Here is an 11,655-nt window from a genome sequence, read left to right on the forward strand (position 1 = left end):
TCTGTTGGATCTACGGAAGGCACCAACGCCGCGGCGAGCGGATTTCATCCCTCCGTCGCTACTTCGGGTGCGGCGCCGTGGGGGCTGAGCGCGCAGTTCCCCGCGCCCCTAACGGGGCGCTGTGCTTACCCGGAGATCGTAGAAGCGCGTCGTCTGTGCCGCGTTCTGGTTGTCGTCGCTGGCCAGCAGTACCTTCAGGTGGCCCTTGGTCCAGCCGGTGATCGTCATGGCCTCGATGTTGTCGAGGAGGGGGTTGGGCTGGGGCTGCTTGGCGGTCGCGCCGAGTGACGGGCAGTTCACGAGGTCGGCGAGGAGGGTCTTCTTGACCAGCCGTACGCCGTCCTGGCCGGTCAGCGTGTCGATGCCGCCGGTGTCGGTCGCGCGGCGCGGGTCGGCGAGGTAGAGGCGGACGGTGTTGCCGACACCGGAGGTGAAGCCGCGCTCCAGGACGAGGAACCGGCCGTCGGGCAGCGCGGTGACCTCGGGGACGCCGAGGCCGGTGTCGGCCCGGTAGGCGTACTGGGCGCCGAGCCCGAAGGTGCCGTGGTGCCGCTTCCAGGTCTGCCAGCGGACGATGCCGGCGGTGTCGCCGGACAGCGCGTACTCCATCGACGCGAGCAGGGTGCGCCCGCCGGGGAGCATCGTCAGGCCCTCGAAGGTGCCGTTGGCGACGGCCCGCCCGGCCGGGGCGACCTGGAGGGAGGCCGGTACCGGCAGACGGTCGAGGATCTTGCCGTCGCGGGAGTAGCGGCGTACGGACGGCTCGGTCTCGGAGCTGATGAGCCGGGTGCCGTCCCGTTCCACCACGAGGCCCTCGGAGTCCAGCGCGGTGCCGCTCTCGTCGGCGAGCTGGACGACGGACTTCGGCTGGAGGGTCCTGCGGTCCAGCGTGAACAGCGACGAGCGGTCGCTGAGCGCGGCGAGGTCGCCGTTCCGGTCCACGGCGAGCGCGGAGAAGTTGCCGACAAAGGTGCCCTGGTACGTCGTCTTGTCCAGGGCGTCGGAGAAGCCCTGGATGGCGACGGAGGGTGAACAGGCGTGATTCTCGCCCGCGTTGGCGGGCCCTGCGACGGTGAGGCAGGTGGCCGCCGCCAGGCCGGCGGTGGCGGTCGCGAGTACGGTTCTCAGACGCATGGGCGCCACCGTAGGACGGGCCGGTGACGGAGGGGAGACCGGCTCATGAAGCGTCGCCGCTGCGGCACTCGTTGAGATCCGCGTAGATCGCCGAACGGGACACCCCGAGCCGTTCGGCGATCCGCGGCACCGCATTCCGAACCGTGAAGACACCGCGCCGGTCCAGGACGTGGAGGAGGGCCAGCCGCTCCACCCGGGTCAGACTGCTCACCGGCTTGCCGCGGGACACCTCCTCGGCCCGGATCAGCGCGTCGACCACGTCGTCGAAGTCGTTGCTGAACGTGGTGTCCGTGACCTGTACGGGCCGCGTCCCCGCCAACGCCGTCAGCAGGTCGCCGGCCTGCCGCAGAGCGGTGACGTCGACATTGACGCACAACGCCCCGAACACATGGCCCGCACCGTCGCGCAACGGCATGGTCGACGACTTGACGATCCGCCCGTCCCCCGTGCGCGTCACATAGTTGATGTCGTTCGTCGCCGCGTCCCCCTGCGCCAGCACGCCCAGCCCGATCTCGCTCAGCGCACCGCCGACCTTGCGGCCGGTCACCGCACCCGAGACCGCCGCGACCGACTGCTCACCCCGCCGGTAGTCGTGCAGCACGACCTCACACGTCGGCCCGAACGTCTCCGCCAGCCCCTCGATGACCGGCAGCAACGCCGCCAGGATCGCGTCCGCGCTGTCGTCGGCCATCGCACCATCCCTCAGTCACTCCCAACCCGGAACACCAACTATAGCAAACGTCCAGCGAATGGACGTAAAGTCCAGGCTGTACTACGAGATACGATCCCCGAGTGAGTACCTACTGGCACGCCGTCACGCCCCCTCCCTGCGCCTGACCGGGCGCAGACGCTGAGGGTTTGATTCCTGATTTCCCCGGCCCCGTCGTGCGCCCGTTTCGGACCCAGTCCCAGACGCATCGACGACGGAAGACCACGACCGTGCCGAACCGCACCACCACTCTGCTTCCCGCGCGCCCGGACGCGCGCCTCCTCACCGGCCCCGCGCCCATCCTCATCTCGGCCGTGCTGTGGGGCACGACCGGCACCGCCTCCTCCCTGGCCCCGGCCGGCGCCCCGGCGGCGGCGATCGGCTCCGCCGGTCTCACGCTCGGCGGCATCCTGCTGTTCCTGACCTCCCGCGGCGCCCGCTCCCTGCACGCCGTCTGCACGCGCCGTGAGCGGTGGCTGCTGGTGCTGGGCGCGCTGGCGGTGGCCGGATATCCGCTCACCTTCTATCCGGCGGTGGCCCGCACCGGCGTCGCGGTGACGACGGTGATCGCGCTCGGCAGCGCGCCGGTCTTCGCCGGACTGCTGTCCTGGATGACCGGGCAGTCCCGTCCCACCGCACGCTGGACGCTCGCCACGGCGGCGGCCGTCCTGGGCTGCACCCTCCTGGTGCTGGGCCCCGAACTCACCGGCCACGCCACGCCGATGGACGTGACCGGCGTCGCGCTCGCCGCGGGCGCCGGACTGTCGTACGCCGTCTACTCGCTGATCGGCGGCCGGCTCATCACGCGCGGCCACGCCTCCGACGCGGTGATGGGCGTGCTGTTCGGCGCGGCCGGACTGCTCGTCCTGCCGCTCGTACTGCTCATGGACATGCAGTGGCTGACCACGACACGCGGCGCGGCGGTGGCCGGCTACCTCGCCCTGTTCACCGTCGCTCTCGCCTACCGGCTCTTCGGCTACGGGCTGCGCCACACCCCCGCCTCGACGGCCACGTCACTGACCCTGGCCGAGCCCGCCGTCGCCGCGGTCCTGGGCGTCACCGTCCTAAGCGAACGCCTGCCGGCCGCCTCCTGGTGCGGGCTGGCGGTTCTCGCGCTGGGGCTGGTGTTCGTCAGCGCTGATCGTCAGCGATGACACCGGCCGACTGAGGAACGGCTGACGATCCGACCCAACGGCCCCTGGCTTTCCCGCCAGGGGCCGCCTTCGCGCGTCAACTCGCGTAGACAAGCGTCGATTTGCCGCTTCAGGTCACCGGATGGACACGCGGGGTCCATTTACACCGCCACATGTCCATGTCACTCTCCCACTTGCCGCCTCCATTCAACCCGCGTAGATGGGACCCCCCTCATGCTGGCGACACGCATCCGGCACTGGAAGCCCGTGGCTCTGACTACCGCGGCCGTCCTGGTCGGCCTCACCGCCCCGACGCTGACCGCGACCCCCGCCGCGGCCACGACCACGGCGTACGACGACACGTACTACGCCGACGCGATCGGCAAGACCGGCACGGCGCTGAAGGACTCGCTCCACACGATCATCACCCCCCAGACCAAGCTGTCGTACTCGGCCGTCTGGGAAGCCCTGAAGGTCACCGACCAGGACCCGAACAACACGAGCAACGTCAAGCTGCTCTACTCCGGCATCTCCCGCAGCAAGACGCTGAACGGCGGCAACACCGGCAACTGGAACCGCGAGCACACCTGGGCCCAGTCCCACGGCGACTTCGGCACCTCGGCCGGCCCCGGCACCGACCTGCACCACCTGCGCCCCGAGGACGTCCAGGTCAACAGCATCCGCGGCAACAAGGACTTCGACAACGGCGGCAGCAGCTTCACCAACTCCGGGGGCAGCCTCACCGACTCGAACTCCTTCGAGCCCCGCGACGCCGTCAAGGGCGACGTCGCCCGCATGATCCTCTACATGGCCGTCCGCTACGAGGGCGACGACAGCTGGCCCGACCTGGAGCCCAACGACGCCGTCACGAACGGCAGCGTCCCCCTCCACGGCCGCCTCTCGGTCCTGAAGGCCTGGAACGACGAGGACCCGCCGGACGCCTTCGAGGAGCGCCGCAACCAGGTCATCTACGACACCTACCAGAAGAACCGCAACCCGTTCATCGACCACCCGGAGTGGGTCGAGGCGATCTGGTAAATCCCGTCACGCCGAGTGGGGCCATGGAAACTCCGCTCGCCGCGATCTACGACCTGCTCGACCCCGACCGCTCCGACCTCGACGCCTACGTCCGCATGGCGGGGGAGTTCGGGGCGCGTCGGGTTCTGGACATCGGCATGACCGACGGCCGTCAGCCCAGATGCGTAGGCGCGAACATCCGCAGCACAGCCGGAAGTACGACCACCGAGGGCCCCGGCGCCCCCAACGCCTTCGCCAGGTCCGCCTCCAGGGTCTCGGGGGACGTGCGAACCCCCGGCACCCCGAAGGACTCCGCCAGCGCCACATAGTCCGGCCGGGTCAGTTCCGTCGCCGTCGCCTCCCCGAAGGCGTCGTTCATGTATTCGCGCAGGATGCCGTAGCCGCCGTCGTCGACGATGAGCCAGGTGACCGGCAGGTCGTACTGCTTGGCCGTGGCCAGCTCGGCGATGGAGTAGAGCGCGCCTCCGTCGCCCGACACCGCCAGCACCGGACGCGAAGGGTCCGCCGCCGCGGCGCCCAGTGCCGCCGGGAAGCCGTAGCCGAGGCCGCCGGCGCCCTGGGCGGAGTGCAGGAGGTTGGGGCCCTTGGCGTCGAAGGCGGACCAGGCCCAGTAGGCGAGGATCGTCATGTCCCAGAAGGACGGGGAGTCGGCGGGGAGCGCCGCCCGCACCGACGCCAACACCTGCTGCTCCAGGGTGAGTTCCTGGGCAGTGATGCGCTCTGAAACCTTCTCCAACACCGCCCGCACCCGCTTCGGCGCCGACGGGTCCGGCCGCTCCTCCACCGTCTCCAGCAGCGCCTGCAACGCGAGTCGCGCGTCCGCGTGGATGCCCAGTGCCGGGTGGTTGGACTCCAGCTTGCCGAGGTCGGCCTCGATCTGGACGACCCGGCCGCGCGGCTTGAACGTGTGGTAGTTGGACGACACTTCGCCCAGACCCGAGCCGACCACCAGCAGGACGTCCGCGTCCTCCAGGAAGTCCGTGGTGTGCCGGTCCTCGATCCACGACTGGAGCGACAGCGGGTGCTTCCAGGGGAACGCGCCCTTGCCGCCGGGCGTGGTGACCACCGGGGCCTGGAGCAGCTCCGCGAGCCGCCTCAGCTTGCCGCTCGCGTCCGCCCGTACGACTCCCCCGCCCGCGATGATCGCCGGGCGGGCCGCCTTCGACAGCAAGTCGGCTGCCACCGCCGTCAGTTCGGGGCGCGGCGGCAGTTCGTCGGGGAAGGCGTCGCCGCCCGTCACCACCGGGATCGAGGTCTCGGCCAGCAGCACGTCCTGCGGGATCTCCACCCACACCGGGCCGTGCGGTGCCGTCAGTGCCGACTTCCAGGCCGCCTCGATCGCGGACGGGATCTGTGACTGCGTACGGACGGTGTGGACGGACTTGACCACGCCCCTGAACGAGGCGGCCTGGTCCGGGAGTTCATGCAGATAGCCGTGGCGACCGCCGCCCAGCCCCGCCGTCGGGATCTGGCTGCTGATCGCGAGGACGGGGGCCGAGGCCGCCGCCGCCTCCTGGAGCGCCGCCAGTGACGTCAGCGCGCCCGGTCCCGTCGACAGCAGCAGCGGTGCCGCCTCGCCCGTGATCCGGCCGTACGCGTCGGCCGCGAACCCGGCGTTGTTCTCCACCCGCAGCCCGATGTACCGCAGGTCGCTGCGCCGCAGCGCGTCGAACATGCCGAGCGCGTGCTGGCCGGGCAGCCCGAACACCGTCGTCGTGCCGAGCGCCGCCAGCGTCTCCACGACCAGGTCTCCGCCGTTGCGGCCGGGGGGAGGATTCAGCGCGGCCGAGATCTGCGCCTCGGTCGGACGGAGCACCAGGTCGTGGTCGTGAGTCACTGCGCGCGGGCCTCTGCAATCTGGCGGGACATGATCGTGGTCAGTTCGTACGCCGTGTGGGACGCGGCCACCGACGTGATCTCGGCGTGATCGTACGCGGGGGCCACCTCGACGACATCCGCCGAGACCAGGTTGCAGGACGCCAGACCCCGCAGGATCTCAAGCAGCTCCCTCGACGTCATGCCGCCCGCCTCCGGCGTCCCCGTGCCGGGCGCGTGCGCCGGGTCCAGGCAGTCGATGTCGATGGAGATGTACAGCGGACGGTCGCCGATGCGCTGGCGCAGCTGGTCGGCGACCTCGTCGACACCGCGCCGCATGACGTCCGCGGACGTCACGATGCCGAAGCCGAGCTTGGCGTCGTCGTCCAGGTCCTGCTTGCCGTAGAGGGGGCCGCGAATACCGACGTGCGACAGAGCCGACGTGTCGAGGATCCCCTCCTCCACCGCCCGCCGGAAGGGGGTCCCGTGCGTGTACTCGGCGCCGAAGTACGTGTCCCAGGTGTCGAGGTGCGCGTCGAAGTGCAGCAGCGCCACCGGGCCGTGCTTCTTGGCGACGGACCTCAACAACGGCAGCGCGATGGTGTGGTCGCCGCCCAGCGTCATCAGGCGGGCCCCCGTCCCCAGCAGCTCGTCCGCCGCCGCCTCGACCGTCTCCACGGCCTCGTTGATGTTGAACGGGTTCACCGCGATGTCCCCGCCGTCCGCGACCTGCGCCAGCTTGAAGGGGGACGCGTCCTGCGCCGGGTTGTACGGCCGCAGCAGCCGGGACGCCTCACGGATCGCGTTGCCGCCGAAGCGGGCGCCCGGCCGGTACGAGACGCCCGAGTCGAACGGCACGCCGACCACGGCGACATCGGCACGGCCGACCTCGTCGAGCCGCGGCAGCCGGGCGAAGGTCGCGGGTCCGGCGTACCGCGGGATGCGGGAGGAGTCGACGGGGCCGCGGGGCGTCTCGGTGCTGCTCATCGGGAAATGCCTTCTTTCTCACGCTTCATCGCGTATGTACTACTTGCCATACGACTTTACTGGTGCGCCGGGACCGGCTCCGACCGGGGTTCGGGCGCCCGCCCGGCGAGCCGCTCGCGCCAGGCTTCGAGTACGGCCGCGTCGGTCGCCGGAGTCGCCAGGGAGACGACGACATAGGTGGCCAGCGAGGACAGCAGCCCGTAGTAGATGGGCTCGTTGGCGAGGATGCCGTACGTCGCCATCAGGCCGATGACGGCGAGACCGCCGACGGCGACGGAGGCGAGCGCGCCCTGGGCGGTGCCCCGCTTCCACAGCAGTCCGCCGAGGATCGGCACGAGGAGTCCGCCGACGAGCAGGTTGTACGCCACCGTCAGCGCCTCGACGACGTTGTTCAGCGCGATGGCCGTACCGATGACCGCGAGGCCCATGATGAGGATGAAGGCGCGGTTGTCCTGGACCTCGTCGCGGTCACCGCCCGTGGTCTTCCCCCGCAGCCGCGACCAGATGTCGTTGTTGGCGACGGTGGCACAGGCGATCAGCGCGCCGGAGGACGTCGACATGACGGCCGCGAGCGCGGCGGCCAGCACCAACCCCCGTACGCCCACCGGGAGTTCGTCCTTCACGATGGTCGCGAAAGCGTCGTCCGCGCTCCCCAGCTTCGGGTACAGCACCTTGGCCGCCGTACCGATGACGGCGCCCGCGAGGGCGTACGCGAGGCAGTACGTGCCCGCGACCGTGCCGCCCCACTTCGCCGTCCTGTCGCTGCGGGCGGTGAACACGCGCTGCCAGATGTCCTGACCGATGAGCATGCCGAAGGTGTAGATCAGCACGTACGTGAAGATCGTCTCGCCGCCGATGCCCAGCGGGTCGAAGTACTCGGTGGGCAGCTGCGCCTTCATCTCGCTGAAGCCGCCCGCCTTGACGACGGCGATGGGCAGCAGGAGCAGCAGCACGCCGATCGTCTTCACCACGAACTGCACCATGTCCGTCAGCGTGATCGACCACATGCCGCCGAGCGTCGAGTACGCGACGACGATCGAGCCGCCGAGGATGATCGCGACGGTGCGGTTCATGTCGAAGAGGACGTCGAAGATCGTGGCGTACGCGATCGTCGAGGTGACCGCGAGCATGAGGGTGTACGCCCACATGACGACACCGGAGATGACGCCCGCCCGGCCGCCGTAGCGCAGGTCGAGCATCTCGGAGACGGTGTAGACCTTGAGGCGGGCGATGCGGGCGGAGAAGAAGACGGAGAGGGCGAGGAGTCCGAGGCCGATGGTGAAGACCATCCAGGCACCGGAGAGCCCGTACTGGTAACCCAGCCCGACGCCCCCGATGGTGGACGCGCCGCCGAGGACGATCGCGGCCATGGTGCCGGAGTACATGGTCGGGCCGAGACGGCGGCCCGCGACCAGGAACTCACTCTTGGACTTGGCGCGGCGCATGCCCCACCAGCCCATGGCCAGCATGCCGACCAGATAGACGACGATCACTGCGTAGTCGATGGCCACAGGGCCCTCCTTCGGTCGGTCTCGCCGGCGGGTGCTGACGACCGACCCTAGGTGGCCGGAAAGCGACTGCGAAGTGTACGTTTCATCCATTCGAGGTGCCCTGAGTGGAGGAAGCGCACACCATGCCGGAACCCTCTGTTCCCCCCACCCCACCCGTGCCCCTCGCGTCCCTCCTGGCTCGCGAGGACCTCGCCCTGCGCCAGATCGCCGGGCCCACCGATCCGGACATCGTCATCCACTGGGCGCACACCTCGGAGATGGCGGACCCGTACCCGTATCTGCTCGGCGGCGAGCTGCTGCTGACGGCCGGCGTGCACATCCCGGACGCGGCGGGCTCGGGCACGTACTTCGACGACTACGTCTCCCGGATCGTCGAGGCGGGCGGCGCGGCCCTCGGTTTCGGGCTCGCCCCGGTGCACGACACGGTGCCGAGGGCGCTGGTCGCGGCCTGCGAGACGTACGAGCTGCCACTCGTCGAAGTCCCGCCGCAGACCACCTTCTCCGGCGTCGCCCGCGCGGTCTGGCAACTCATGGCCCAGGCCCGCCTGGCCGAACTGCGCCGGGTAACAGAGGCCCAGCAGAGCCTGGCCACCGCGGCCTCCCGCCCGGACCCGGTGCCGTCGGTGCTGCGGCAACTGGCACAGCGGGTCGGAGGGCGGGCGGTGCTGTTCGGACCGGACGGCGGGGAGGTTGCGGCGGCGGGGCGGGGGCCTGGGGGTGAGGTGGAGGGGGCGCTGGCGGAGCTGGCCGAGATCGTGCGCCCCACCCGTACCGCCTCCGGCACTTCCCCCACCTCCGCCACCGACACCGTCGCCGACACCCACCTCGCCGCCTACGCCCTCGGCGCCGGCCAGGGCTTCGTGCTGGGCATCGCGGCTCCGCGGCGCGACCCCGGCGACCACACCATCGCTTCCGTCGCCGCCGTGCTGCTCACCCTCCTCACCGGCGAGCACCACAGCGGCACGGGCGCGGCACGGTCCTCCGCGCTGGTACGGCTGCTGCTGGGCGCCCCACCCGAGGAGGTGGCGCCGCTGCTGGGTGCCGACCGGTGGCTGGTCGTGCACGCGCGGCCGGACGCGCAGCGCCCCGACGCGATGGCGGCCTCGGCGCTGGGCGCGGCGCTCGGTTCGCCGTTGGTGGACCTCGCGGCGGATGTCGTACGCGTGCTCCTGCCCCTTCGTGAGATCGAGCCGCAGCCGGGCTGGACGCTCGGGGTCAGTGCGCCCGCCGCGCCGCAGGAGTGGCCGTCGGCCGACACCCAGGCGGCCCGTGCCCTGGCACGCGCGCGTGCCACCCGCGCGCCCCTGGTCCGGCACGGCGCCCACCCCGGTCTCGCCGAACTCCTCCCGCGGGAAGAGGCGGAGGCGCACGCCCGCGCGCTCCTCGCTCCCGTCGCCGCCGCTCCGGCCCTCACCGAGACCCTGCGCACCTGGCTCTCCCTGCACGGGAGTTGGGACCGTACGGCCGTCGCGCTGTCCGTGCACCGCAACACCGTGCGGCAGCGGATCGCCCGGTGCGCGGCGCTGCTGGGCGCCGACCTGGACGATCCGGACGTACGCATGGAGTTGTGGTTCGCGCTGCGGAAAGGGTGAGTGACGCGTGTCCCAGCGGGCGGGACGCCGGGTGATCGCACTGCGGTCTGCCTCACAATGGTTCCCATGCCGATATCCGGGACCCCCAGCCGCGCCGAGCTCGTCGACCATCTCGTGAAGACCCGTATCGCGGGCGACGTGGCCACGCCTCGCGAGAACAACCTCTCCCACTACCGCAAGCTGGCCAACGGCGACCGGCACTACTGGCTCGGCCTCGAGCTCGGCGAGCGCTGGACGGACGAGCAGGACGTGCTCGCGGTGATGACCGAGCGGGTGGGTGTGCACGACGACCCGGAGTACCGGTACGGCCAGGACACCATCGACCCCGAGCTGACGGTCGACGCCCTGGATCGGATGGCGGCCCGGCTGCGCAAGGCGGCCGACGGCGAGCAGCGGGTGCTGTTCGCCACCGGCCACCCCGGCGGCATGCTCGACGTGCACCGCGCCACGGCCGCCGCGCTGCGCACGGCCGGCTGCGAGATCGTCGTCATCCCGGACGGATTGCAGACGGACGAGGGATACGTCATGCAGTTCGCGGACGTGGCGATGCTGGAGCACGGCGCCACGCTGTGGCACACGCACTCCGGCGCCCCGATGCGCGCCATCCTCACCGCCCTGGAGCAGGAGGGCCGCCCGCTGCCCGACCTGGTCGTCGCCGACCACGGCTGGGCCGGATACGCCGCCCAGCACGGCGTCGACTCCGTGGGGTACGCGGACTGCAACGACCCGGCCCTCTTCCTCGCCGAGTCCGAAGGCACCCTCCAGGTGGCGGTCCCCCTCGACGACCACGTCCTCAGCCCGCGGTACTACGACCCGCTGACGGCGTACCTGCTGTCCGAGGCGGGGCTCACCTAGGCCGGGGGGCGCGCACCACGCCCTCCTGGATCACCGATATCGCGAGCTGTCCGTCCTGGGTGTAGATGCGGGCCTGCCCGAGGCCCCGGCCGCCGTGCGCCGACGGGGACTCCTGGTCGTACAGGAGCCATTCGTCGGCGCGGAAGGGCCGGTGGAACCACATCGCGTGGTCCAGGGAGGCCCCGACGACGTCCCCGACCGCCCATCCCCCGCGCCCGTGCGCGAGGAGGACGGAGTCGAGGAGGGTCATGTCGGAGACGTAGGTGGCGAGGACCACGTGGAGCAGGGGGTCGTCGGCCAGTTTGCCGTTGGTGCGGAACCAGACCTGGGAGTGCGGCTCGCGGGGCTCGCCGTAGCGGCCGTACGGCGGGTCGTCGACGTAGCGCAGATCGACGGCGGCCCGCGCCTCCAGCATCCTCTCGACGATCTCGGGGGCGAGGTCGTACGCCGGCAGCCGTTCCTCGGCGGTGGGGAGGGTGACCGGGTCGGGGGCGGGCGGCATCGGGATCTGGTGGTCGAAGCCTTCCTCGTACTTCTGGAAGGAGGCGGAGAGCGCGAAGATCGGCTGCCCGTGCTGGACCGCGACCACGCGGCGCGCGGTGAAGGAACGGCCGTCGTTCATCCGGTCGACGTTGTAGACGATGGGCGCGCCCGCGTCGCCGATGCGCAGGAAGTACGCGTGGAGGGAGTGGGCGAGGCGGTCCTCGGGGACCGTACGCCCGGCGGCGACGAGCGCCTGGGCCGCGACCTGTCCGCCGAAGACGCGTGGGACGACGGCGGAGCGGGACTGGCCGCGGAAGATGTTCTCCTCGATCTGCTCGATGTCGAGCAGATCGAGGAGACCCTGTAGTGCCTGGTTCATGGCACCTTTTCTACTGGCC

The 11,655-nt window shown here is 71.1% G+C and carries 10 protein-coding genes and 1 pseudogene; 5 read left to right on the forward strand and 6 right to left on the reverse strand.

Annotation, left to right across the window (positions count from 1 at the left end):
* Window positions 1–108 precede the first annotated feature (108 nt).
* On the reverse strand, window positions 109–1,134 hold the full coding sequence (locus KCH48_RS23670; RefSeq protein ID WP_210576703.1) for an esterase-like activity of phytase family protein: 1,026 nt from the start codon (window positions 1,132–1,134) through the stop codon (window positions 109–111).
* Window positions 1,135–1,177: 43 nt separating this feature from the next.
* Window positions 1,178–1,825 carry a transcriptional regulator gene (locus KCH48_RS23675; RefSeq protein ID WP_210576704.1) on the reverse strand — a complete coding sequence of 216 codons (648 nt, stop codon included), beginning with the start codon at window positions 1,823–1,825 and terminating at the stop codon, window positions 1,178–1,180.
* A 248-nt stretch (window positions 1,826–2,073) separates the two neighbouring features.
* On the opposite strand from KCH48_RS23675, the gene KCH48_RS23680 reads away from it, so the two are divergent.
* The 3 genes and pseudogenes from KCH48_RS23680 to KCH48_RS43455 form a co-directional block, all read left to right on the forward strand.
* Window positions 2,074–2,997, forward strand: coding sequence for a DMT family transporter (locus tag KCH48_RS23680; RefSeq protein ID WP_210576705.1), 924 nt, complete (start codon window positions 2,074–2,076; stop codon window positions 2,995–2,997).
* A 213-nt stretch (window positions 2,998–3,210) separates the two neighbouring features.
* Window positions 3,211–4,014, forward strand: coding sequence for an endonuclease I family protein (locus KCH48_RS23685; protein ID WP_210576706.1), 804 nt, complete (start codon window positions 3,211–3,213; stop codon window positions 4,012–4,014).
* A gap of 23 nt (window positions 4,015–4,037) precedes the next feature.
* Window positions 4,038–4,163: pseudogene (locus tag KCH48_RS43455) on the forward strand (SAM-dependent methyltransferase); the annotation flags it as partial.
* Window positions 4,164–4,165: 2 nt separating this feature from the next.
* Here the strand turns inward: KCH48_RS43455 and KCH48_RS23690 are convergent.
* From KCH48_RS23690 to KCH48_RS23700, 3 genes are read right to left on the reverse strand one after another with little or no spacing between them, the layout of a single operon-like run.
* Window positions 4,166–5,851 carry a thiamine pyrophosphate-binding protein gene (locus KCH48_RS23690; RefSeq protein ID WP_210576707.1) on the reverse strand — a complete coding sequence of 562 codons (1,686 nt, stop codon included), beginning with the start codon at window positions 5,849–5,851 and terminating at the stop codon, window positions 4,166–4,168.
* The gene (gene speB / locus KCH48_RS23695) at window positions 5,848–6,816 is read right to left on the reverse strand and encodes an agmatinase (RefSeq protein WP_210576708.1); all 969 of its coding nucleotides are present in this window, start codon (window positions 6,814–6,816) and stop codon (window positions 5,848–5,850) included. The genes KCH48_RS23690 and speB overlap by 4 nt, the downstream gene beginning before the upstream one ends.
* Window positions 6,817–6,872: 56 nt before the next feature.
* Entirely contained in the window at window positions 6,873–8,327 is a 1,455-nt protein-coding gene (locus tag KCH48_RS23700) for a sodium:solute symporter (protein WP_210576709.1), read from the reverse strand.
* 122 nt (window positions 8,328–8,449) lie between these two features.
* Here KCH48_RS23700 and KCH48_RS23705 point away from each other — a divergent pair, with 122 nt between their 5' ends.
* Entirely contained in the window at window positions 8,450–9,919 is a 1,470-nt protein-coding gene (locus KCH48_RS23705) for a PucR family transcriptional regulator (RefSeq protein WP_210576710.1), read from the forward strand.
* A 66-nt stretch (window positions 9,920–9,985) separates the two neighbouring features.
* Window positions 9,986–10,774 carry a phosphatase gene (locus tag KCH48_RS23710; RefSeq protein ID WP_210576711.1) on the forward strand — a complete coding sequence of 263 codons (789 nt, stop codon included), beginning with the start codon at window positions 9,986–9,988 and terminating at the stop codon, window positions 10,772–10,774.
* Here KCH48_RS23710 and KCH48_RS23715 read toward each other — a convergent pair.
* Complete coding sequence (locus KCH48_RS23715) at window positions 10,767–11,636, reverse strand: acyl-CoA thioesterase II (RefSeq protein WP_210576712.1); 870 nt, start codon at window positions 11,634–11,636, stop codon at window positions 10,767–10,769. The two genes, KCH48_RS23710 and KCH48_RS23715, sit on opposite strands and share 8 nt — an antisense overlap.
* Window positions 11,637–11,655: the final 19 nt, after the last annotated feature.

The organism is Streptomyces sp. GESEQ-4, assembly GCF_017948455.1.
Taxonomy (GTDB): domain Bacteria; phylum Actinomycetota; class Actinomycetes; order Streptomycetales; family Streptomycetaceae; genus Streptomyces.

Excerpts from the sequence above, each read along its gene's own strand:
- KCH48_RS23675 (WP_210576704.1), bottom strand. The coding sequence starts at position 1,825 with ATGGCCGACGACAGCGCGGACGCGATCCTGGCGGCGTTGCTGCCGGTC.
- KCH48_RS23685 (WP_210576706.1), top strand. The coding sequence starts at position 3,211 with ATGCTGGCGACACGCATCCGGCACTGGAAGCCCGTGGCTCTGACTACC.
- speB (WP_210576708.1), bottom strand. The coding sequence starts at position 6,816 with ATGAGCAGCACCGAGACGCCCCGCGGCCCCGTCGACTCCTCCCGCATC.
- KCH48_RS23710 (WP_210576711.1), top strand. The coding sequence starts at position 9,986 with ATGCCGATATCCGGGACCCCCAGCCGCGCCGAGCTCGTCGACCATCTC.
- KCH48_RS23705 (WP_210576710.1), top strand. The coding sequence starts at position 8,450 with ATGCCGGAACCCTCTGTTCCCCCCACCCCACCCGTGCCCCTCGCGTCC.
- KCH48_RS23715 (WP_210576712.1), bottom strand. The coding sequence starts at position 11,636 with ATGAACCAGGCACTACAGGGTCTCCTCGATCTGCTCGACATCGAGCAG.
- KCH48_RS23670 (WP_210576703.1), bottom strand. The coding sequence starts at position 1,134 with ATGCGTCTGAGAACCGTACTCGCGACCGCCACCGCCGGCCTGGCGGCG.